At 68.9% G+C, this 23,898-nt stretch carries 13 protein-coding genes; 9 read left to right on the forward strand and 4 right to left on the reverse strand.

All coding sequences use genetic code 11. The features are described from left to right. The 8 genes from VB080_RS11065 to VB080_RS11100 form a co-directional block, all read left to right on the forward strand. A partial coding sequence (locus VB080_RS11065; RefSeq protein ID WP_323418504.1) for a sugar ABC transporter ATP-binding protein occupies positions 1-1,538 on the forward strand: 1,538 nt, incomplete at its 5' end. Further along, on the forward strand, positions 1,538-2,515 hold the full coding sequence (locus VB080_RS11070) for an ABC transporter permease (RefSeq protein ID WP_323418505.1): 978 nt from the start codon (positions 1,538-1,540) through the stop codon (positions 2,513-2,515). The genes VB080_RS11065 and VB080_RS11070, both read left to right, overlap by 1 nt. Positions 2,516-2,543: 28 nt before the next feature. Further along, positions 2,544-3,182 carry an orotidine 5'-phosphate decarboxylase / HUMPS family protein gene (locus VB080_RS11075; protein WP_323418506.1) on the forward strand — a complete coding sequence of 213 codons (639 nt, stop codon included), beginning with the start codon at positions 2,544-2,546 and terminating at the stop codon, positions 3,180-3,182. Next, positions 3,176-3,739: a 6-phospho-3-hexuloisomerase gene (gene hxlB, locus VB080_RS11080; RefSeq protein ID WP_323418507.1), complete on the forward strand. Its 564-nt coding sequence runs from the start codon at positions 3,176-3,178 to the stop codon at positions 3,737-3,739. The genes VB080_RS11075 and hxlB overlap by 7 nt, the downstream gene beginning before the upstream one ends. Beyond that, the gene (locus VB080_RS11085; RefSeq protein ID WP_323418508.1) at positions 3,736-4,821 is read left to right on the forward strand and encodes a carbohydrate kinase; all 1,086 of its coding nucleotides are present in this window, start codon (positions 3,736-3,738) and stop codon (positions 4,819-4,821) included. Before hxlB ends, VB080_RS11085 begins: the two co-directional genes overlap by 4 nt. Before the next feature lie 54 nt (positions 4,822-4,875). After that, entirely contained in the window at positions 4,876-5,862 is a 987-nt protein-coding gene (locus tag VB080_RS11090; RefSeq protein WP_323418509.1) for a Gfo/Idh/MocA family oxidoreductase, read from the forward strand. Positions 5,863-6,221: 359 nt separating this feature from the next. Then, positions 6,222-8,531, forward strand: coding sequence for an endopeptidase La (gene lon, locus VB080_RS11095; protein WP_323418510.1), 2,310 nt, complete (start codon positions 6,222-6,224; stop codon positions 8,529-8,531). A 163-nt stretch (positions 8,532-8,694) separates the two neighbouring features. Then, the gene (locus VB080_RS11100) at positions 8,695-10,395 is read left to right on the forward strand and encodes a DUF222 domain-containing protein (RefSeq protein ID WP_323418511.1); all 1,701 of its coding nucleotides are present in this window, start codon (positions 8,695-8,697) and stop codon (positions 10,393-10,395) included. Between the two features lie 334 nt (positions 10,396-10,729). Here VB080_RS11100 and VB080_RS11105 read toward each other — a convergent pair whose 3' ends face one another. From VB080_RS11105 to VB080_RS11115, 3 genes are all read right to left on the reverse strand, one after another. Continuing rightward, on the reverse strand, positions 10,730-13,300 hold the full coding sequence (locus VB080_RS11105) for a LuxR C-terminal-related transcriptional regulator (RefSeq protein WP_323418512.1): 2,571 nt from the start codon (positions 13,298-13,300) through the stop codon (positions 10,730-10,732). Positions 13,301-13,705: 405 nt separating this feature from the next. Next, positions 13,706-15,208: a helix-turn-helix transcriptional regulator gene (locus VB080_RS11110; protein WP_323418513.1), complete on the reverse strand. Its 1,503-nt coding sequence runs from the start codon at positions 15,206-15,208 to the stop codon at positions 13,706-13,708. Positions 15,209-15,286: 78 nt separating this feature from the next. Next, complete coding sequence (locus tag VB080_RS11115; protein WP_323418514.1) at positions 15,287-21,367, reverse strand: hypothetical protein; 6,081 nt, start codon at positions 21,365-21,367, stop codon at positions 15,287-15,289. Between the two features lie 384 nt (positions 21,368-21,751). Between VB080_RS11115 and VB080_RS11120 the strand changes: the two genes are divergently transcribed. Further along, positions 21,752-22,510: a GTP pyrophosphokinase family protein gene (locus VB080_RS11120; protein WP_323418515.1), complete on the forward strand. Its 759-nt coding sequence runs from the start codon at positions 21,752-21,754 to the stop codon at positions 22,508-22,510. A 66-nt stretch (positions 22,511-22,576) separates the two neighbouring features. Here the strand turns inward: VB080_RS11120 and VB080_RS11125 are convergent, their stop codons facing one another. Then, positions 22,577-23,608 carry a LacI family DNA-binding transcriptional regulator gene (locus VB080_RS11125; protein ID WP_323418516.1) on the reverse strand — a complete coding sequence of 344 codons (1,032 nt, stop codon included), beginning with the start codon at positions 23,606-23,608 and terminating at the stop codon, positions 22,577-22,579. Between the last annotated feature and the right edge of the window lie 290 nt (positions 23,609-23,898).

Consider the following 23,898-nt stretch of genomic DNA (forward strand, 5'->3'; position numbering starts at 1 on the left):
CAGCCGAGGCGGTCGAACCCGACGTGACCGCTGCCGTGGTCTCGGTCAGGAACGTCAGCAAAGCCTTCTTCGGGGTCACCGTCCTCCACGACGTGTCACTGGAGATCGGGGCCGGCGAGATCGTCACCATCATGGGTGAGAATGGCGCAGGCAAGAGCACCCTGGCCAAACTCCTGCTCGGTGAGCTGGAGCCGGACGGTGGCGAGATCGTGCTCGAAGGCGCGCCAGAAGGCCCCGTGACGCTGGCGAGCGCGAAGGCCTGGGGCATGGTGATGGTTCACCAGGAACTGTTGTCACTGCCGCTGATGAGCATCACCGACAACGTCTTCGTCGGAAGCGAACTCGGCAAGGGAGGCTGGCTTCGCAGGTCCGCCATGCGCGAGCGCACGGTCGAACTGTTGCAGGCGCTCGACGTGCGTCTCAGCCCGGACACGCTGGTGGGAGACCTCAGCATCGCCGACCGTCAACGGGTCGAGTTCGCGCGAGCCCTGAACGCCAGGGCCCGCGTGATCATCCTCGACGAGCCGACATCGTCATTGTCCGACGGGGAGATAGGCAAGCTCTTCGAGATCATGCGAAAGCTGCGAGACGACGGCGTCACCTTCGTCTTCGTGTCGCATCGTATGAACGAGGTCCTCGAGATCTCCGACCGCATCGTGGTGCTGAAGGACGGCAGGTTCGTCAAGGAATTCGACCCCAGCACTGCCACGGAACAGATGATCATCTCCTCGATGGTCGGACGCCCGTTCGACGCGATGTACCACAGGGAACAGCCGCAGCGGGGGCCGGAGGCGCTTCGGTTGGACGGCATCACGCAGTTGCCCCCGGATCGCCAGACTGCGAGCGCCCCCCACGAGGTCAGTCTGACACTCCACGAGGGTGAGGTCCTTGGTCTGGCCGGTCTCGTCGGAGCCGGGCGCTCGGAGCTGGTCAAGACCATCATGGGTGAGTCGCGGCATGCCGAAGGAGGGCGGGTCTTCGTCCACGGAAAGCAGGTCGCCATCAGAGGTCCGGCGGACGCGATCGCCTTGGGCATCGCCTGGGTCACTGAAGACCGTCGGGATGAGGGGCTGATCGTCGATGCTTCGCTCAGGATGAACATCGCACTGCCCAACCTCTCCGAGCTCGCCAGGGCGACCTTCGTCGGAAGGCGATCCGAGGAGGAGTTGGCCACGGCGCAGATCCGGCGTCTCGGAATCAAGGCGCGCAGTGACCTGCAGGAGGCGAGGTACCTCTCCGGTGGCAACCAGCAGAAGGCCGTGCTGGCCAAGTGGCTGGCCCGCGAGCCGGGGATCCTCATCCTCGACGAACCGACCCGTGGGATCGATGTCGGCGCCAAGGCCGAGATCTACGGCCTGATCAACCGCCTGACGGCGGTCGGCGTGGCGATACTGCTGATCTCGTCCGACCTCCCCGAGGTCATCGGAATGAGCGACCGGATTCTCGTCATGCGGGACGGTCGGATCTCTGCCGAATTCGAGCGGGGCGAGTTCTCTGAAGAAGCAATCATGGAGTCCTGTGTTGGGAGCCAGAAGTGATGACCGCAGCAACATCCAGGCCGGCCAAGCCCTCACCTGGTGAGAACGACCTGCGCAGACAGATCGGCACCTTCGTCTCCCGCTGGTGGGTCCTGGGGGTCGTGGTCCTGCTGGGTGTGGGCTTCGCCATTTCGAGTCCCGTTTTCCTCACCCCGGGGAACCTGTTGAACATCGCTGGACAGGCATCGATCGTCGGCATCGTCGCGATCGGAGTCACGTTCGTCATGGTTGCCGGAGAGATCGACATCTCCGTGTCCGGCATCGCGCCGCTGACCGGCATGCTCTGCGCACTCCTGATGACCATGGGCGTCAACATGTGGCTGGCAATCGCCGCGGGGCTGTGCGTCGGACTGGTCCTTGGCTTCATCAATGGCGTTCTCACAACGATCCTTCACCTCCCGTCCATGATCGTGACGCTGGGAACGATGTACCTGGGTCAGGGCCTGGCCAACATCCTCACCGGTGGCACCGCGATCTACGGACTGCCGGACGAGTTCCTGTTTGTGGGACGCGGTCGGGTGTTCGGTCTGCCGATGCCATTCCTGATCCTGATCGTTCTCGGGGCCATCGCCGTCATCATTCTGAGCTTCACGGTCTTCGGCCGGCACGTCTACGCAATCGGCGGCAACCAGACGGTTGCGCGGCTGGCGGGTGTACCGGTGAACCGCTCGAAGATCAGCTACTTCGTGATCTGCGGTGTCGGCGGCAGCCTGGCGGCGATCCTGCTCACGAGTCAGGTGGCCAGCGGGCAGCCGTCGACGGGCATGAGCCTGAACATGCTCACCATCACTGCGGTGGTCATCGGCGGTGCCGCACTGTCGGGCGGCAAGGGGACGATCCAGGGCAGTTTGCTGGGTGCGCTGTTGCTGACCGTGCTCACCAATGGCCTCAACCTCAACGGGATCAGCTCCTTCTGGCAGTCGGTGGTCTCGGCAGTCGTGCTCATCCTCACGATCGTGGCCAACCGCAACAAGTAGATCGAAGAATCAGAAAGGAGATATCAGAATGGGTGCCCAGTTGCAGCTCGCCCTGGATGCTGTCGGCTACGACCAAGCCATGGGCTTGGTGGCCGAGGTGGAGCCCCACATCGACATCCTCGAACTGGGTACGCCGTTCCTGTTCCTCAACGGGCTTGACGCGCTGAGACAGTTCGGCGAACGGTTCCCCCGCCTCGCTGTGCTGTCGGACTGCAAGATCATGGACGGTGGCGGCCCGATGGCGGAGTACTCGCTGGTCCGCGGCGCCAGGTATGTGACCGTGCTGGCTGTGGCCGACGATCAGGTTCTGGCCGACGCCCAGGAGGCGGCCTCCGTTGCCGGAGCGGCGGTGGTGGCAGACCTGATTGCGTGCCCGGATCCGGTGAAGCGAGCCCAGGAGCTCCACCAGTTGGGCGTCGACCACCTCTGTGTGCATGGTGGCTACGGCGGTGATCTCGACCGCACCCTGGCGATCGCCGAGCGACTGCGGGCGGAGGTTCCCGGATGCTGGTTGTCCGTCGCCGGCGGCATCTCCCTCGGTGTCGTCGATCGGTTCGCAGCCCTGCGGCCGGATGCACTGGTGATCGGTAGCGCAATCACGGCGGCGACCGATCCGGGCAGGGCAGCCGCCGAGTTCCGGGCAGCGGTGAACGGAGGGGCATGGTGACTGCGCCGAGCACCCTCGAACTGGCGCTTGAGGCCACCGACCGGCTCAGGGCGACCGTCGCCTCGGCCGAGGAAGGCCAGCTGGCTGAGTTCGTGGCCGCCGTCCTTGCCGCGAACCGTGTGTTCGTGAGTGGTGCCGGCAGGTCGCTGTTAGCGCTGCGGTTCTTCGCCATGCGGCTCATGCAGATCGACGTCCCGGCGTTCATCGTCGGTGACGTGACCACACCGAGTATCAACACGGGCGACCTTCTGGTGGCGGCCACCCGTTCCGGGGCGACCGGAAGCCTGGTAGCAGTGGCGCGGAAGGCGAACCAGCACGGCGCCTCGGTGGCAGTGGTGACGGCCGCGGACTCGTCGTCGCTGCAACTCCCCGCGGATCACGTGCTGCAGCTGTCCCCGGTTCCGCCGCCGTCCGAACTCCAGGACGTCGTGCCCGGCGCCGGACAGGCGTTCGAGCAGAGTGTCGTGGTGATGCTGGATGCGGTGATCTCCAGCCTCCTGGTCAGGTCCGGGAAGACCGTCGAGCGCATTGCGCAGAACCACGCCAACCTCGAATGACAGGCAAGGACACGCTCATGTCAGAAGCAAGGTCACAGTCAGAAACCGAACTACGGTCCGACCGCTCCGCTCCCGACCACCTGTCGAGTTCGCCGCAGGTGGTGTGCATCGGTGACGTCGTGATCGACTTCACGGCGTCCGGTGTCTCGGACGCCGGAAACCCGATCTATGAGTGCAACGCCGGCGGCTCGCCCGCAAACGTTGCGGCAGCGGTCGCTGCGCTCGACGGCCAGTCGGCATTCCTGGGGTGCGTGGGGGAGGACGACTTCGGCGACCTGTTGCGGACCAGCCTGATGGAGGCAGGGGTCGATGTACGTGGTCTCGTGACAACTACCGAGGCCGGGACTCGACTCGTCTTCATCGAACTTGCGGAGGACAACGAGCGCCACTTCAAGCGCTACCCCTGGCCCGCCGCAGAACGGTGCCTTCGAGCCGCTGACCTGGATCTGGACCTGCTGGACCACTGCAAGGCCCTCCATGTCTCCATGGGTGCTCTGCGGGAGCAACCGATCCGCGAGGCGACGTGGGAGGCCATCGCACGGGTTCGCCGGCGCGAGGTCCCGGTTTCGTTCGACTCCAACTGGACTCAGGAGATCTCGGTCGACCCGATCCGTGAGCGAAGGTTCCTGCTTGACACAGGAGCGGAGATGGACATCAGAAAGCTCTCGCTCAACGAACTTGAGTTCCTCTTCCCTGGCGCCACGATCGAGGAAGCGACCGACGCCCTGTTCGACAGTGGTCCGCGTCTGGTGATCGTCACGGCCGGTGCGCAAGGGTGCCACTACCGGTCGGCGGCCGGCTCGGGGTTTGTGCCCGCCTTCCCCGTCCAGGCACTCGACACCACCGGTACCGGTGACACCTTCCTGGGCGCGCTGCTTTACCAACTGACCCGCGCCGACACGGTGGACCTCGACGCCGTCTGTGGTGATGCGATGTACGACGCGCTCTGTTTCGCCAGCGCGGCCGGTGCAGTCGGTGCAACGCGGCGCGGATCGCTCCGCGTGATGCCGTCCATGGCGGACGTGATGTGCATGCTGGAGCGGCCCGAAACCCGCCAGCCAGCGAACGGCGATCATGCCTGAAGGCCGGACACCTGAAGCCCCACCTCATCGACCGACTCGGCGGAAGGGGTCATCGTGACCGAGTCCGACTCACCAGTGGTTGTCCCGGCGGCCCCCTCGCCGAGCCGCCGTGGACGACCGCGCTACGGCTTGATCGGGACGGCGTACTGGGCGGGTCAGGTGCATGCCCGGGCAGCATCGACCAGCGATGACGTCGAGTTCGTTGCCGTCCTGGGACGCGACCCTGCCCGGACCGAGGCGTTCGCAGCAGACTGGCAGGTTGCCGCTCATCTCAGCCTGAGTAGCTTCCTGAGCCAGGTTGACGTCGTGGGTCTGGCCGTCCCACCCTCCACACAGCCGGAACTGGCGGTCGCTGCCGCTCGAGCGGGAAGGGACCTGATTCTCGAGAAGCCGCTGTCGCTTTCACGGCCCGCGGCCGAGACCCTCGCGCGACAGGTCACCGCGGCTGGCGTCCGGTCGGTGATCTTCCTGACCCAACGATTCCTGCCGGACGTCGAGGCCTGGATCGCCGACTGCCGGCGGTGGGGGAGTTGGACGTACGCGAGCGCAGAAGGGTTCTCGCCACTTCTGCTCGACCCGCAGAACCCCTACCACTGTTCGACCTGGCGTCACACCGAGGGCGCGCTGTGGGACGCCGCTGCGCATCCCCTGTCGCTGCTCTGTCCGATCCTGGGCAGGGTGCGCGCGGTGTCGGCGACGCGCGGACGGTCGGACCTGACAGTGCTGACACTCGTCCACGACTCGGGGGCTGTCAGTACTCTGGCGCTCTCCCATGGCATGCACCCCGCTGCGGCTGGCTCGCGGATGGTCCTCTCCGGTCCCGGAGGCTCGACCGAGGCGCCGGCGATCACCGAGTGGAATCAGCGCGCGGTCGAGGCTTACCGGCTGGCACTGGCAACGGTCCTGGGCGCACGCGATCAGGTCACCGGAGAGAGCGAACTGTCGACGGACGTGCACTTCGGAGCCCATCTCACAGCGGTTTTGGCGGCTGCGGAGGAGGCGATGGCGAAGCACCGCGAGATCGAGATCGCGATGCCGTGAGACTGACCAATGGTGCAGCGGCGGAACTCGACTTGAGTTGACGATGATGAGCCTATAACGGTTGACGTCGGTCGTGAGCGGCCCGGGCTGCGCCGATTCGAGGTGCGTGGTGCCTGCGCCAGCTGGGCCGTCCGGCAGTCGGGCTGCGGTCGCGCCAGGAGGACTGACGCGATTCGGCGCCTCGATTGCTGCCAGGTGCCGGATCTGTTGATTGGCGGGCATCGACCTGCAGAATCACGTCATGGATGTCCGACTCCCCTCTGGGTGACGCCGACCGATCCGCCGGGGGTGGCCAGTGCGGAACAAACCGGCCCGGTTCTGGGTTGAGTCAACTGCACTCAACTTGTGAAGGACTTCCCATGACCACGAAACGGCTGCCCGTCCTGTTCCTCGACGACGTCGTCCTGCTGCCCGGGATGATCGTCCCGATCCCACTGGACGAAGCCGCCCGGGCCGCCATCGACGCCGCGCAGACCTCCTCCGACGGCGAACTGCTGGTGGCACCCCGGCTCGACGACCGCTACGCCTCGTTCGGCGTACTGGCTGGCATCGAGAAGATCGGACGGCTACGCGGCGGCGAGAACGCGGCCGTGCTGCGCACCGGCGAACGGGCCCGGATCGGCGGTGGGGTCACCGGCCCCGGCGCCGCCCTGTGGGTGGAGGTCGAACCCGTCGAGACCGAACCGGCCACCGATCGCGTCCAGGAACTCGCCGAGGAGTACCGCAGGCTGGTGATCTCAGTGCTGCAGCGCCGCGAGGCCTGGCAGGTGGTTGACACGATCAGCGCGCTGGAGGACGCCAGCGCCCTGGCCGACACCGCTGGCTGGGCGCCCTACCTGTCCAACGACCGCAAGCGGCAGCTGCTTGAGACCCCGTCGGTCGAGGCCCGGCTGGAGCTGGTCATCGAGTGGACGCGCACCTACCTGGCCGAGACTGAGGTCAGCGAGAAGATCGGCGACGACGTCCGGGAGTCGATGGAGAAGCGCAACCGCGAGTTCCTGCTGCGCGAGCAGCTGAAGGCCATCCGCGCCGAACTCGGCGAGGGCGAGCCCGACGGCAGCGATGACTACCGCGCCCGGGTCGAGGCCGCCGACCTGCCCGAGGCGGTCCGGGAGGCCGCGCTGCGCGAGGTCGACAAGCTCGAACGCGCCAGCGATCAGAACCCGGAGGCCGGCTGGATCCGCACCTGGCTCGATACCGTCCTCGAACTGCCGTGGGCGACGAAGACCACCGATTCCACCGACCTGGTCGCCGCTCGGGCCGTGCTCGACGCTGACCACCACGGTCTGGACGAGGTCAAGGAACGGATCGTGGAGTACCTCGGCGTCCGTGCCCGCCGGGCCCAGCGCGGCCTGGAAGTGGTCGGCGGACGGGGCTCCGGGGCGGTCATCCTGCTGGCCGGCCCTCCCGGGGTGGGCAAGACCTCGCTGGGTGAATCGGTCGCCCATGCTCTGGGACGCACGTTCGTCCGGGTCGCGCTGGGCGGCGTCCGGGACGAGGCCGAGATCCGCGGTCACCGCCGCACCTACGTCGGCGCGCTGCCGGGCCGGATTGTCCGGGCGATCAAGGAGGCCGGCTCGATGAACCCGGTGGTCCTGCTCGACGAGGTGGACAAGGTCGGCGCCGACTACCGCGGCGACCCTGCGGCGGCGCTGCTCGAGGTGCTCGACCCGGCGCAGAACCACACCTTCCGCGACCACTACCTCGACCTCGACCTGGACCTGTCTGATGTGCTCTTCATCGCCACCGCCAACGTGCTGGACACCATTCCGCCGGCGTTGTTCGACCGGATGGAGCTGATCTCGATCGACGGCTACACCGAGGACGACAAGGTGGCCATCGCCCGTGACTTCCTGGTGCCCCGCCAGCTTGAGCGTGCCGCGCTGACCGCCGACGAGGTGACCGTGACCGAGGACGCGCTGCGCGAGCTCGCCGCCCACTACACCCGCGAGGCGGGCGTCCGGGCGATGGAGCGGTTGCTCGCCAAGGCCTTCCGCAAGGCGGCTCTGGGCGACCTGCCGAGAGTGGTCGACGTGGCTGGGCTGAAGGATTTGATCGGACGGCCGCGCTTCCTGCCCGAGTCCGGCGAGCGCACCGCGGTACCGGGGGTGGCCTCCGGGTTGGCGGTAACCGGTATGGGCGGTGAGGTGCTGTTCATTGAGGCTTCCCTGCTGCCGGGGGAGAACTCTGGGCTGACCATCACCGGCCAGCTGGGCGACGTGATGAAGGAGTCCGCGCAGATCGCGCTGTCCTACGTCCGGGCCCACGCCGGGGAGCTGGGGATCGCTCCCGGGCAGCTGGAACACCCGCTGCACCTGCACGTTCCGGCCGGCGCCGTGCCGAAGGACGGTCCCTCGGCGGGCGTCACCATGACGACCGCCCTGGTCTCGCTGCTCACCGGACGCAAGGTCCGCGCCGAGGTCGGGATGACCGGCGAGCTGTCGCTGACCGGGCGCGTGCTGCCGATCGGCGGCGTGAAGCAGAAGCTGCTCGCCGCGCAGCGGGCAGGCCTGACCGAGATCTACCTGCCGCAGCGCAACGAGGCCGATCTGGACGACGTCCCGGCCGACATCCGGGCCGAGCTCACCGTCCGGCTGGTCAGTGAGGTGCGCGAGATTCTCGACACTGCCCTCGAACCTGTCGAGCAACCCGCCCAGGCAGCTGCTTGAGCGCCCCGATCATCCTGCACATGCGCCCAAGCGGTTCGCACGGATGTGCAGGTTCATGGCTCGGGGCGATCCGGGGCTGTTGAGTCGGAGAAGTGTCCGACCCGGCCCGTAGCGTGGTTCTCGTGCAGGGGAATCTGCCGCCAGACCGGGGAGGGGGCGCGTCATGGCCGCTGTTGTCGTCGAGGGCACGGATGGTGCGCTGGCTGACCGGCTGAGTGCGGTGCAGGCTGCCCTGGCGCAGATCCCGCTGTCGGCCTACGCGGGACTGTCCCCGGCCGAGGCTCGTCGGGTGGCGGCACAGGTGCGCGGGCTGGAGTCGGTGCTGCGCACGCATGTCGGGGCTGCAGTGCGCGCGGTGGAACGACTGGTTCCTGCCCGTGACACCCGTCAGTTGCTGGCTGCCGATTTCGGTCTTGACGTCGGTGCTGCACACCGGGAGTTGAGACAGGCACGGACGCTTGCGATGGCGCCGGCCGCTGAACAGGCGGCTGCCGGCGGTGTGATCTCGCACGCGCACGCGACAGTGATCGGGCAGGCGATCGCGGCACTGCCGCGGGAGACGATGCCGACGCAGCGTGAGCAGGCCGAACAGGTGCTGATCGCTGACGCCCGCCGGTTGTCGCCGAAAGATCTGCAGTCGCGAGCGCGGCGGATTACCGAGTTGTGGCAGACCTGCGAGCAGACCGATGCGGTTGAGAACGGGCTGCTGGCGCGCCGGGAGGCAGCGGCGTATCAGAAGGTGTCGTTGACGATGTGGGACAACCGGGACGGCACGTGGACGGGCCGGTTCGTGCTGCCCGACCTGCAGGCCCGGATGCTGAAGACTGTGATCGATGCGCTGGCCGCGCCCCGACGCTCCCACCTGCGCGCCAGCGACCACTCAGCTCCGACAGCCGTAGACCTGGCAGCCGCAGCTTCGACAGCCGCAGACTTGACGGTGTCAGACCGGGCAGGTGCGGAGCCGGACGGTTCCGGTCCGCTGGGGGCAGGTGTGACTGGCTCGGATGGCTTGGGGGTGACTGGTTCGGGTGTGACTGGCCCGGATGGCCTGGGTGTGACTGGTTCGGGTATGACCGGCTCGGATGGCCTGGGGGTGACTGGCCCGGACGGCCTGGAGTTGACTGGTTCGAACAGGTCCGGCTTGGGTGTGGTCGTTGGGGGCGTGAAGCGGTCGTCGGAGGGCGAGCGGTCGTCGCTGAGCGGGCGGTGGTCGCAGGGTCGGGTGCAACGGGCGCGGGCTGAGGAACGGTTGCGTGCCGACGTTGACAAGCCCTATGACCGTAAGGCCGGCGAGGCGCTGGCAGCACTGGTCGAACACCTGCCCACCGACGGGTTCCCGGCCACCGGCGGCACCCCGGCACACATCATGGTCACCATTGATGAGGCGAGGCTGCGGGGCCAGGTCGCCGCAGCGACCTTGTCCACGGGGGAGCGGATCAGTGCCGGCGAACTCCGTCGTCTGGCGTGCGGCCATGGCATCCTGCCCGCCGTGTTGGGCGGGGCGAGCGTCCCGGTCGATCTGGGCCGCAGCCAGCGACTGTTCTCCCGCCAGCAGCGGGACGCGCTGGCGGTGCTGGACGGTGGCTGCGTGACGCCAGGGTGCGATCGTCCGCCCGCGTGGTGTGAAGCGCATCACGGTGGGTCGCCGTTCAGCCAGGGCGGGCTGACCAACCTCGACCAGGGCTACCTGTTGTGTTCTGGTCACCACCACGAGGCTCATCAGCAGCGATGGCGATTCCGACGGACGCCTGCCGGTGTCGCCCAGATCGATCGCGGACATGGCTGGGAGCACAACCACCGTTACCGGCCTCGGGAGACAGCTGGCTCGGGAATCACGAAGAGCCTCGGGCACCGTCAGGAGTGAACTCCCTGGGGAACCGCGTCCACTCGTGCGGAAGCCAATGGCCCCTGACGCGCCCGGGTTCGGGTCGAAGGAGGGCTATTACTCGTCGCGCCCGGTGCAATGGCCCTGACGCGCCCGGGTTCGTGGGGTCGCTTTGCCGGTAGAACCCGACAGACGCTGACGTACGCCGGCGTTCGCTCGCGCGTGTTCATCCGCGCGGATCGCTGCTGCTGGCACGCCGGTGATGTGTGCCTCGCCGACCGTTTACCGGCGCCCGGGTGCGTGTCCGGGCACGTGACCGGCTCGAGTGACGCGACCAGACCGCGCGGCTCTCTTCGCGCGAGCCGGGTGTGGCTCACAGGAGACCGTCGCGCAGCCCGCGGGTGATCGCTTCCTCGCGGCTGGAGACCCCCAGCTTGCGGTAGATCGCGCGGAGTTGGCTCTTCACGGTATTCGGCGAGACCTGGAGGGTGGCGGCGATCTGCTGCACTCCGGACAAGCTGGCGAGCGCGCTGAGCACGGTCCGCTCCCGCGGAGTGAGATGCGCCTGGTCGGACGGCGGGGGAAAACGTGCCGGAATGGCGGCGAAATCGGCCAACTCGGGTACCTCGCGGATGAACCCGGCCAGGTCGTCTGCCGGAATCACGCCGAAGGCAGCCCGGGCCCCGATCCGACGGGCTGTTCGGACGGCGCGATCCAGCAGCGCTGGCTCGGGGGCACCACTGCGCGACCGGGCCGCTGCGCCCAACAGCAGCAGGGAGACCCGCACGTCCTCCGCCAGCCGGTCGTCCCGCAGCAGCGTGGGGACCGCGACCGCCACTTCCTGGTAGCGCCCTTGCTGGAAGAGCAACTGGGCAACCGGAAGTGCCAGCCGCGGCCGGGGCCTGGACCGGTCCCGGCCCAGCAGCCGGGCTGCCCGGGTGGCCTCGCCGAGGGCCAGCAGCAGGGTGGCCTCCAGGCCGGTCAGGGAGTCGGCGAAAGGCGGGGGAATCGGCCACACGTCCGCCTTGTCCTTCCGGCCGGCGCGGAGCGTGCGCAGGGCTGCGGCAGCGTCGCCGCAGTACCACTGCAGTCGTACCCGGTATTCCAGCAGCAGCGGCCAGCGCTCGATCGTGGGCCACTGGCAGGCCAGTGACTGCAGGCTCTCCTCGGCCTCTGTCACCGCCTGGGTCTCGACCGCAACCGCGAGTTCTGCCAACTGCAGCGGATTGGCGTAGACGGTCCCGACGAACTGGGCTGCACCCGGCATCGAGCGGACCTGGCCGGCGAGCGCGGCCGCATCGGTCAGCCGTCCGCTCCGGGCGGCCGCAAGAGCCTGGAGCGATGCGGCGTGCAGGAGGCGGAGCCGGGGCGCTGTCGACCGGTCCGGTCCACACTGGGGCCGCAGCAGCCGCGGGACGTCGTCCGGCTCATCCAGGTTGATCAGGGCGGAAGCCCAGGCATTGCGGCACAGCGACCGTACCTGGCAGAGCTCCTCGTCCGGCGGCACCGCCGCCTGGTCCAGGATTCGCTCCACCGCCTCGAAGGCCGGCAGCACCTCGGGCCAGCGTCCGAGGTGGCGCAGCGACCAGGCCTTCGCCAGTGCCCACCAGCCGCGTTCGGCGACCGGGGCCCTCCGGTCGGTGGCGAGCAGGGCATCGCTGGCCTGAATCACGGCCTCGTACCCGGCCGTTGCCTTCGCCCAGAGACCACAGGTGGCGTCCGCCTGAGCGACCACAAAACGCAGCACCGGGTCGCGTTCGTAGCTCTGAGGCGGTACGGCCGCCAGATCCAGCCCACCCCGCTCGATGATGTCCAGGAACTCGCCGGCCTTGCGCAACCAGCGCCGGGCCGATTGCCAGTCCTCGGCGCGGACCGCCGCCGCGAAAGCAGGCAACCAGCGCCCGCCGGCCGCGTGCCATCTACCCAGCCGTGCGTAGGCTTTGCGCTCCAGGCGGGGTCGCCGACCGAGCTCGTCCCGGAGCATCCGCAGTACCAGCGGATGCAGCCGGAAGTGCCGTGAACCACCCTCCTCCGACCACGACCCGAGCCCGCGCTCGACGAGGGCGTCGAGCAGCTCGCCTCGGTCGACTTCCACCCCGAACGCCCGCGCCTGCGAGGGTGAGAACTCGGATACCACACTGGTCACCATCAGAGCGTCGAACCCGGCCAGGTCGGAGACGACATCGCGCAGCAGCCGATCGATGACGAGCCGGTCATCGCCCGGTTCGTCGCCGAATCCGCGGTACTCGCGGGCCGGGCGACGCTGCCGGCGGCGCTGTTCCAGCAGCACCCGCACCCCGAGTGGCCAGCCATCGGCCGCCCGCCACAGTGCGCGGACCTCCCGTGGCGGCAGCTCCAGTCCGAGCTGCAGCGCCAGCTCTGCGACCTCCGATGCGACGAACCTCAGGTCGTCGGTCCCGATCAGGACGGTGTCGACCCGAGCCGCCGTCGTGGCATCGCTGACCAGGGAGACGGCGCGCGTCCCTACCAGCAGGCGCAACCGGGGTACCCGGGTGAGGAGTCTGATCAGGTCCCGCTCGATCTGGCCTCCCGCCAGCCACTCGAACTCGTCGACAATGAGGCTGAGCCCGCCCTCCACCGCGCCCAGCACCCGCTCCACCTCGGCGACGAACCCGGGGCCGACATCCCGGTCGAGATCAAGCGGATCCATTCCCGGCCGGGATCCGGGCAAGGCCCCCAGGCGCTCGGCAAGCGTCTCCCAGAACTCCGCCGGCCGGGCCAGCGTCGCGCTCGCGGTCACCCAGACCAAGGGTTCGGCAGGATCACGCAGGTGCGCCCAGGAGGCCAGCAAGGAGCTCTTGCCGAAACCGGAGCCGGCGTGCACCACCACCAGCTGGGCATCGTCGGCAGCGCCCAGCGCCGCCAGCAGGCGCGGCCGGGCGAGCTGCGCAGGCGAACGACGCGGGACTCCGGAGACGTCCATCCACCCACCTTCCCCACGAGTGAGCTGCCGGGTCGAACCGGCCAGACACTGAGTATTGTGCCCGTCCAGCCTGACACATCCGGTGATGGCGCTCGGACGGATCGGCCGACAACAACCCCGGCTCGGATTGGTCAGCGGCGGTGTGGCCCCAGGCCGGTTCGTACCGGAGTGAGCCAGCCTCTGGAGCTGCTGGACGAGAGCGTGTCTCCCTATCCCCGCGGTGGCCTGCTGCGCGGTGCCCTACGGGCGTCTCGCGGCGTTGTTGTCGGTCGGCGATGCACCACATCGCCTCCCTCCTCCGTCTTGCGAGCCACTCCGAGGGACTCCGCTCGCGACGGCCAGGGACAGGAAGACACGCTCCAGGCCGGTCCGGAAGTTGCGTGGCTCAGCCCGTGGGGTGGCGGGTCAGATCAGTCCGCGGTGGGCAGCTTCGACCAGGGCTTCGGCCCGGTTGCTGGCGCCCAGCTTGCGGAAGAGCAGGCGCTGGTGGGTCTTGACCGTGTTCACCGAGATGAAGAGGGTGGCAGCGATCTGCTCCCGGCTCTGGCCGGCGGCCATGCAGGCCAAGACCTCGCGCTCGCGCGTGGTGAGCCTGCCCCGAGGCTGCGGCAGGTCAATGGGGACAACACCCGGCGGCAACGCCGGCCAGCCCGCAACCCGCTCGCGGGCGAGCGGCCAGAGTTCCGCGGGCAGTTGCCGACGCTCAGCCTCGCTCAATCCCCCGTGGACGCCGTGCAATTGGCGCAGCACGCCCACGCAGGCGTCGACGTCACCGCTGCGGTACAACACGGTGGCCAGCAGCACCAGCCGTCGAACATCGAGTTGCCGCAGCCCGGTCGTTGTGTTCTGCAGCGAGGCCAGGCGCTGGATCGCAGCGTCGAGGTCGCCGACCGTGCAGTCGAACAGGGCGGCTACCAGCCGGGTGGCGAACAGGGCCGGGTCGGCTTCGGCGAGCAGGGTACGGGCGACCGCCGGGTCACCGCGAAGCAGGGCGTCCTCAGCGAGGAGGATTTCGAAGACACTGCCGGGAAACCCGTCCCGCGGCCGGCGGGGAGGCGCTGCATTTCGGAGCAATTCGACCCGGCTCGCGCCGTCGCGATGCCGGCCGGCGCGAGCGTAGGCGGTGTGCAGCGCGAGGACGTAGTACGGCCACAACTCGCCCACGGACGCCAGTGGAATGGCGTTGACACGGTCCACCAGGTCGGGCGTGCCCATGGGCAGGAGCAGGATCTCGGCGATCTCGGCGTGGGCGTCGATGCCCGGTTCGACCCAGCTGTCGGTGCGGGGGAGGGCCGCAGCGGCGTCGAGGGCCTGGCGGGCCTGCCGCGGATCACCGAACTGGGCGTGGATCAGGGCCGACTTGACGTGCGCATCCCGGAGCAGGAAGGGCAGCTCCGGTGGTGGATTCAGCTGTACTCGCGTGAACGCGGCCAGGGCCTGGTGCAGCGAGCCCGAGAGCATCAAGGTGATGCCGGACTGGACCTCGAAGAGCCCCTCCATCCCGCCGGTGGTGTCGAACAGCGCACTGGACGTGCGGGTCGCGGTTTCCGGATCCGCCAGTTGGCGCAGCGCCGCCTGCGGCGCGCCCTGCATCCGCAGCTGAAAGTAGTCCGTCCCGAGGTTGATCGCTGCTGTTCTTGGACCGAGGTCGGCCGGCGCCGGCTGCGGGCTGCCGGCGTTCAGCATGAGCCCCAGTCCGGCGAGCGGCCCCGCTGACCGTTTCTCAGCGGGCAGGGCTGTCAGGATCGAACGCAGCTCGTGAGGGGGCAGGGCGAACCACGCGAGGACCGGCGAGGCGGCCAGCAGCGCCACCACCTGGTCATCGTCTCCCGCAGCGGCAACGCGCCTCACCGCGTCGGCCGTCCCGAGATGCATCACCGTGCCCGGTTCCTGCGGCATCGCAGTCATCCCCCCTGGGTCAGCATAGGGCTTCCGCCCGGATGTCCCGGGCGTGGGGACCGGAACCAGCCCCCACGCCCTGACGGCTCAGCTGTGGTGTCGTCGCCGCGACCCGGTGACCAGCGCGGTCCCGCCCAACACCAGGACGCCGGCCAGTCCGGCGAGCCCCAGAACGCCCGCAGCACCGGTGAAGCTCAACTCGGAGTCGCCGGAGTCATCCGGGTTCCCGGGCGTCGTCGTCGGAGTCGGTGTCGGGACTGGCGTCGGCGTCGGCGTGGGAGTCGGCGTCGGCGTGGGGGTGGGGGTTGGGGTCGGGGTCGGCGTGGGGGACGGCGGAACCTCGGCGTCATAGCGGTTGTCGAAGCTCACAACCTGCGCCGCGGGGACATCGTCGCCGGCAGCGGTGACCGTTCCGATGAACACCTGCTGCGAGCCGGCCGGAGTACGGGCCGCCTCCCCGAACTCGCCCACCGTCCCGGACTCGGCCACCGAGCAGGTCGCGCCGAGCGGGACGCCATCCAGCCGGGCGGTTCCGTTGGTGGGAACCGTCAGGGTTGCCCAGGAATCGAGATCGACCGGGACGCTGCCGCCCGCACCGTCCGGCACGGTACAGCTCAGGTCGGCCGTGACGGACGCGGGAGCCGAGGAGGTGTCGTCCCCGCTGACCGTCTTGTGGACTGCCAGCGCACCCGCGACGAGCTGGACACCCGTTTTCTGCGGTGCCCGGCTGATCGTCGCACCGGTGGTGGCCAAGGTAGCCGAGACTCCGGTCTGGTTCCACGCGATGGGAGTCTTGGCAGGCTGGAGACCTGCCTTCACGGCCTCGGCTGTCGGGGTGTCACCCTCCTGCCAGGGCACATTGGTGGTCCGGTAGACGAAGTGGACGCTACCGCCCGGGAGCAGGGCATGGTCGGCAGTGCCGGCAAAGTCCAGAGTGACCCGGAGCGCGGTGATGTCCGCCGCATCCCCGGTGTAGGAGGCCAGCGCCTGCCAGTCGCCGGCCGCCGGGTGGCTGGAACAGGTCGGGTCGGACGGCCAGGCCGAACCCGAACCGTCACCGAGACAGGCATGGTCGGCCGTGGTCACCTCGACGGTCGTCGTGGTACCCGCTGGCAGCCCGTCGTTCGCGAAGCTCGAGACCACCGTCGACTGGACGCCGAAGTCGACGTCGAGAACCGGCCGCCAGGCCGATCCCCGGGAGGCGCCGGTCGCCAGCAGGCGGTCACCGGGCGTCGGCAGGACGTCGACCAGGGTCAGCGTCGAGTAGGCCACGGTTCCGGTGTTGGCCGCACCGATCCGCCATTCGTCGGTCGCGCCGATGGTGGTGTACGGCACGCAGGTGGTGCGGAAGAAGGCACCCTCGTCGCCGGTGCAGGGCAGGCTCGCGTTGGTCACATTGCTCGCGCCGTCGACCAGGTCACCGTCGATCTCCCCGCGGACCTCCTTCTCGCCGAACAGCAGTGGCCCCGACTGCGGGTTCACGAAGTTGGACGTGCCGCACTGGTTCGCCTCCAGGCCAGACAAGATGCCCTGGGCGTTGCCGGAGGTGTTCACACAGTTCCCGGCGGTGAAGGTCTCGTCGGTGTCCACGTAGAAGCTGTTCGTGGCCCGCTGGTTCGCGGCCAGGCCGGGCACCAGGATGATCCCGACGGTGGCCGTGAACGAGTCCCCCGGCGCCATGACGGCGCCGTCGGGGAAGGTGAAGGTGATGTTGTCAGCAGCGGTCTGGGTGACTGCGATGCCGGTTTCCGGAAGGCTGCCACTGCTGGCGTAGGTCGGCTCGGAGCCGTCGTAGCGCAGCCACGGGCCGAGCGAGTCGACGAGGGTGTTCACATGCAGGTAGGAGGTGCCTGCGTTGGTGAAGGTGAGGGTCCAGGGCACCGAGACGCCCGGTTCGACCACCTTCGGGGTCACCTGCGGATCCTTGGCGACGGCGATCCGGGGAGTTCCGGTCGACAGGGTCACCGAGTCGTCGGCGGTGGCCCCGGCGTCCGGGTAGCCCGTGTGGGTGGCCTGCGTGGTCACCGTGTTGTCGATCACCGACGGGAAGGTTGCGCCCTCGCGCAGGGTGACGGTGAACACCGCTGTCGCCGACCAGTCGCGGGACGGTGCGGTTGCCGAGAACGGCCGGCCGTCCGCGTTGAGGAAGACGAAGCGGATGCCGGTGATCTGTTCGGTGTCGGTCACCGAGCCGGGGAGGGCAGCGGTGGCCGCGGCGGTGCCGGTGACCCATGTGCTGCTGTCGTCCAGTTGCACGTCGACGCGCACCAGGTCGGCACCCTGCGGGCGGGTGACGCTGCCGAGCGAGGTGAACGCGAAGGCGTCCCAGAACTCGGCATCGGTGTCGGCGATGGTCGCCGATTCCGCGGCGGCGGTGGACGTTCCGTCCGTGGCACCCAGGGTGACGGTGACGGGGACGCTGGGCGCGGTCTGGAGGATGGCGTCCGGCGAGAGCGACTTCGAGGCGGTCACATCGAGTCCGGCACTCAGCAGGGCGACGCCGTCGCGTCCGGCGGCATTCGGAGCACTGGCGGGGCCGAGGATCGGGTCGTAGGACTGGGCGGTCGCCAGGTTGTCGACGTCGACGCCACCGGTGATGTTGGCGCCGGTGGAACGCAGCGTGGCGCGCAGTTGGGTGTCGAGGGTCATGGTGAGCAGGTTGGCCGTGCTGCTGCCCTGCGGGATGAGGCCGCCGGTGGTGGCCGGGTCAGTGGACTGGTAGACCACCGACACCCCCACCACGTCGGCCAGCTCGGACGCGGTCAGTGCCGCCGCCTGGTTCACGGTGACCACGTCGACGCTCGTGGCGCCGGCGTCGTAGCGCCACAGCGCGACCTTCGAGGCGTCCCGGTCGATCATCGACAAGGTGGTGAAACCGATGCCGGTGAGCGTGAACTTCTCGAACGGGTTGTTCGCCGGGTCGTAGCTGGCGGTGGTGAACACATCCGGGTTCCAGGCGGTGGCGGGGGTGATCGTGCTGGACGGATCGGAGACCCGCAGGTAGGAGGCACGTGCGGTGACGGTGTTCCAGGCGTTGACGGTGAACCTCACCGTCGGGTAGTCGGCCTGGGCGACGTCACCGGGGTAGGGCACGACCACCGACTCCGCCGATGCGACCTTGGCGGTGCCGACGCCGGGGAGGTTGTCGAGCAGGGAGATCGTGTCGGAGGCATCGCGGGTGTAGACGGTGCCGGTGGTGGCGACCCGGAAGTCGTTGCGAACGGTTCCGGCGGCAGCCTCGTTGTAGGTCACCTGCGCGGTCGCCCAGCCGGTGGCCGGAGCACGCAGGCTGTTGCGCAGCTGCCATTGCAGCCACAGCGGACGCGAGGCCGCCGACCAGGCGACTCCCGTCCCGGCCGCCGGACGGCCGGGGGCGGTGCTGGCGGTACGTGCCGCATCATTCGGTACGACCGTGATCCGCACGCCGGTGGTGGATTCCTGCTGCGCGGCGGTCAGGGTGTAGCCCTTGAATCCGGTGGCGGACATCCAGGAGCCGGCCGGGGCAGACACCGTCTGCCAGGCGCCGGCGGTCGCGTTGTAGAGCTCGACGGTGTCGACCTTGTCCCACTGCAGCAGCGGATCCTGGGTGAAGGTGATCGCGCGGATGGCGGTCAGGTTGAAGGCCTGGAAGGTGGTCGAGGCAGGGGTGGTCTCCTGGCCCGGCAGGGCGTCGGACAACACCACGGAGGTGTAACCCGGCACCGTCACCCCCCAGCTGTGGGTGGTGTACGCGGCCGAGCCGGACTGCGAGGGCAGCATGGTCAGGTCAGTCGACCAGTTCGACTGCACCCAGCGCTTCTGGGCCAGCAGCGTGCCGGGGCCGGAGCCGTAGTCGATCACGCTGGTCGCGGCGGCGTCCTTCACCTCGTCCGCCGTCACGGTGAGCTCGCCGGCCTTGCCGGTGCCGTTGGCGATGCCGACATTGTCATAGCTGGAGGCGGTATTCAGCACGGGTGCGGTCGAGCCCCCGGTACGCAGGGTGGCAGAAGCCTGGTAGACGATGTTCGGCTTGACGATCGTGCCCTGAGAGAAGCCGTCGGGGTCGGTGAAGGTGAACCGCAGCCCGGTGATCGAGTCGGCGGTCGACGCTCCGAGCAGGGCGACCAGGTCGGCGCTGTACAGGCCACTGGCCAGGGTGCCGCCGGTCAGGGTGGTCCAGGTCTGCGCACCGGGGTTGCCGGTGGCGTACTCGACCTTCAACGACGCGCCGGAGGGCACCTGAACGTAGCTGATCTCACGCGCCCGGAAGGCGTCCCAGAAGTCGGTGGCGCCGGTGCCGTCCCAGACGTCCTCGACCACGATCTCGGTGGGGTTGACTCGTGCCGAGTCGGTGGCGGTCGTCGTTGTCAACTCCGACAGCACGGTGCCGCCCGGGGTGACCAGCGCCGGCTTGAGGGTCTTGTCGATGGCCAGTCCGACCTTCGGGTAGTAGATCCGGACGTCATCGGTGGCGGTTCCGGTGTCGGTCCCGGCAGGGTTGGTGCCGGAGACGCCGACCACGTTGTCGCGGGTGACATAGTCGGTGCCTACGGCGACCATGTCCGACTTCGTTGCGACGTTGAGGACCATGCCGGCGCTCTGGCCGGCCTTGATCTCCCCGGTCCAGGTGACCTCGAAGCCGGTGATCGTCCCGGACGCGGGCACGCTCGGCGCGCCGTCGGCCTCGGTGAGGCTCACCGTCGCGTCCGGTGCATCGGCGAAGTGCCAGGTGAAGCTGGCCCCGGTCGCCCCCTCGGGCCAGGTCCACGAGCTGAAGCCGGCGGGGGTCAGCTGGGCGGAGAGGAAGCCGTCGGCATCCGAAGCCGAGGGCTCGGTGATGGTGAGGCTGGTCAGCGGGCCGTTGGAGTCGTTCTTCGCCGACAGGTTGACCTGCACGGTGCCGCCCGCCGGGATGACGGACGGTGTGATGGTCTTGCCCGGGGTGACCTTGATGGTCAGCGGGCCGATCACCAGCGAGGCGTCAGCGGTGTCGGTGGCCGGATCCTGGTCGGGCACGGTGAGGGTTGCGGAGACCGTGTTCTGGGCGGTCGCGCCGGTGAGCAGGGTGGCACCCGTGGTGCGGTTGGTGGCGCGCTGGGTGACCGTCACGCACTGGGCGGCGGCGGTGCCGCCAGGCTGGATGGTCGCGCCCTCGTCCGAGGTGTAGGTGAAACGGATGCCGCCGACCTCGGCGGTGCCGACGTCCGGCAGGGACGCGGTGGCAGCCGCGGTGCCGTTCACCCAGTTCCAGCTGCCGCCGTCCTTCACGTACAGGTCGACCCGCACCTTGTCAGCGCCGGCGGGCAGGGTGGACGGGGAGCACAGTCCGCCGAAGTCGACGTAGCTGAACGGGTTGTCGGCGTCGAGCCCGGTGGCATTGGCGGTGGCTCCGGGGGCATCGGTCACGACCAGGGTGGCGGCAGGCACGTTCGAGGTGTTCTTCGCGCCGACGGTGATGGCGGAGGAGGCCCCGGGCTCGTACTGCTGGGTGGCGGGCGACCACTTCTTCGAGGCCTCGACGTCGACGGTGACGGGAATCTCGACCGTCACGGTGGCGCTGTCCTCGACCGTGTCGGCATTGTCGGCGGTGGCCTGGGCGGTGTTGTCGACCGGGACGCCGTTGGAGGGCCAACTCGCCGGGAGGTTGCCGGGTACCACCAGCCTGAGGTCGACCCGGTAGGTGGTTCCGGCCGGGATGCCGACCACGTCACTGCCGTCCAGCGTGCCCAGCTTGGTGGTGAAATCGGTAGTCAGCTGGCAGTCGTCGGTGACCGTGCCGCCGACAGAGCAGCCGGTGAGGGAGGCGGTGCCGGCGGAGGCCGGGGCCACCGACAGGTGGTCGATGGTGAAGCCTTCGAACGCGGCAGGGAGCTGGTCGGTCAGCTGGACACCGATGCAGTCGTTGTCGTCGCAGCCGACGCGGAACTGGTACAGGAAGGAGTCCGTCAGCCCGACGGTCACCGACTCCGCGCCCTCGACGGTCTTGGCCAGCGTCACGGCTCCCTGGTCACCCAGCACGGCCGCCGCCGGGGAGGCCACGGCGAGGAACTGTGAGCACACCAGCGCCACCAGCGCGAGGGCGCCGGTCAGCTTGCGCCGCAGGGTCCCACGCCGGTGGGCTCCACTCCGGCGGGACGCCTGCTGAGGGGTACCCTGCTGATGGTTCCGTCCTGCCCGGATGCTCTTCACCTTCGACTACCTCGCGGCTTTCCTCGGGTCGCGCGCGATGGCACCCGGTCTGGTCAGCGACGGGTGGCGCGCGCCATGTGGTCGCACGTGGGCTGTCAGCCACGTGCGGAGAGCGGCCGAATCCGGCCGCTCTCGCGGCCACAGTAAGGTTCACGGCGGCGCGACTTGCCTGGTAGCGGCTCAGATCACCCCGGAATTCACCCTCCGGCAGGCCGCCGGTCTCGCTGTGTGGCACGGGCGGCCAACCGGGGCCGGCTCAGGTCTGTGACGCGGGGCTTCCCCGAATCCTCCCCATCGGCCTTGCACGAAGCTGCGGCCGGAGGCTGACTACTATCGAAACAGCACGCGCCATGCGGCGGGTGACGGTCAGGAAAGGGGGCCACGATGGGGGTGCCGGCAGAGCCGGGCCGCGGTGATCTCGGGATCGCGGATGCCGTGTTCTCCCAACTGCTGCGGGCAGGTCCGAACGAGGTCGAGATCGCACCGGACCAGGTCGAGGACGCCGCCGCGGAGTTCCGTGAGTTGATGACCGGCTTCTCGCGCTTCCGGCTGTACTACCAGTTCGGGATCGAGGAGATCTCCACCAAGATCAACATCCTGCGCCAGGAGTTCGAGAACACCCACTCCTACAGTCCGATCGAACACGTCCGCACCCGGCTGAAGTCTCCCGAGAGCCTGCTGACCAAGGTGGTGCGCACCGGGTGCGAACTGAGCATCCCGGCGATCCGGGAGCGGGTCCGTGACATTGCCGGCATCCGGATCACCTGCAGCTTCGTCTCGGACGTCTACTGGATCGCGTCCATGCTCATCAAGCAGCCGGACGTCACCCTGGTGCAGACCAAGGACTACATCGCCCACCCCAAGCCGAACGGGTATCGCTCACTGCACCTGATCGTGCAGGTGCCGGTCTTCCTCTCCGACCACACCGAGCTGGTCTATGTCGAGATCCAGATCCGGACCATCGCGATGGACTTCTGGGCCAGCGTCGAGCACAAGTTGTTCTACAAGTACCGCGAGGAGCTGCCGCCGTCGCTGATGGCAGAACTCGACGAGGCCGCCCGGATCGCCGACCAGCTCGACCACCGGATGGGACGGTTGCGCGACAAGATCCAGACCCTGGACGACCGCACTTCCCCGGACTGAGCACCCGCCCAGGAGCCGCCACCTGCGGCGTCTCCCTCCGCTCGTGCCCTGACGGCCGTTGCCGGGTCAGCGGGCCGGCGGTGCTGTCGTCCCGCGCACCAGCAGTTCGGTGGGGACCATCACCCGCTCCCGGGACGGGGTCGACTTCGACTTCAGCTGGCCCAGCACGAGCCTGACCAGCTCGTCGCCGATCCGGTGGAAGTCCTGTTTGACAGTGGTCAGCGGCGGGGAGGCGTACTCGCTCAGGGCGATCCCGTCGAAGCCGACCACCGACACCTCCTCGGGTACCCGGCGACCACGCTCGTGGAGCGCCCGCAGCAGGCCGAAGGCCATCTCGTCGTTGGCGCAGTAGACCGCCGTGACATCCGGATCCTGGGCGATCTGCTGGCCGAGCTGGTAGCCCGACCTGGCCGTCCAGTCGCCCCGCCACAACGGCGGGGTCGGGATGCCGGCCTCGTCCAGGCAGCGCTGCCAGGTCACCGATCGCAGTGCGGCAGGGTCGGAGTCCGCCGGCCCTGCGAGGTGGTGGATGGTGCGGTGGCCCAGACCGAGCAGGTGGCTCATCGCGGAGCGGCTGCCCTGGACCTGATCGGCGACGACGCCCGGGTAGTAGCCCACCAGGCGGGAGTCGGACACCGCCACCGGAAGACCGGCCGGCAGCGCCAGGGAATCGGGGGTGGCGGTCTCGGCCCGGATGATCACCAGCCCGTCGATCGCCAGGTGGGAGAGCCGCACCATGGCGTGTTCCCAGTTGGCCGACTCGGGAGCCTGGACCCGCAGCAGCGTGACCGAGTAGCCGGCCGCCTCGGCGACCTCCACCACCGCCTCTGTCGTCAACGCCTCGCCGGTACGCTCGAACCGGTAGGCGAGCAGGCCGATGGTGCCGAAGGAGCCGTTGCGCAGTGCCCGGGCCGCCCGGTTGGGCGAGTAGCCCAGTTGGTCCATCGCGGCCTGCACCCGTGCCCTGGTGGCCGGACGGACGGCGTCCGACCCGGTTGAGACCCGGGACACGGTCTGGGCGGAGACGCCCGCAAGCCTCGCGACATCTTCTATCGAGGGGCCGGACCGCCGCCGGCCCCGCCCGGTCGCGGTTGGCATATGCCGATGCTAGCGGCATTGCGCCCTATGGTCACGTCATCATCGATCAATCAGAGACAGTGCTGACGCCAAGATCGTTATGGGAGCGTGATCTTTTCCTGATGACACGACGCCTCGGCACTGTTATGTTTACGTCAACATTTGGTTCAGAGAGGAACGGACGTGATCGCTCAACACCAGTCGGGCAGCCTGTGCCCGGCTGGACGGGCCGTCCCTCCCCACCAGGACCGGCGTCTGGAGGCGCGGCGGCCTCCCGGGACAGCACCGACCCGCAGTTCGGTGAGCGACTA

The sequence above is a fragment of the Propionicimonas sp. genome, from assembly GCF_034927565.1.
Lineage (GTDB): Bacteria > Actinomycetota > Actinomycetes > Propionibacteriales > Propionibacteriaceae > Propionicimonas.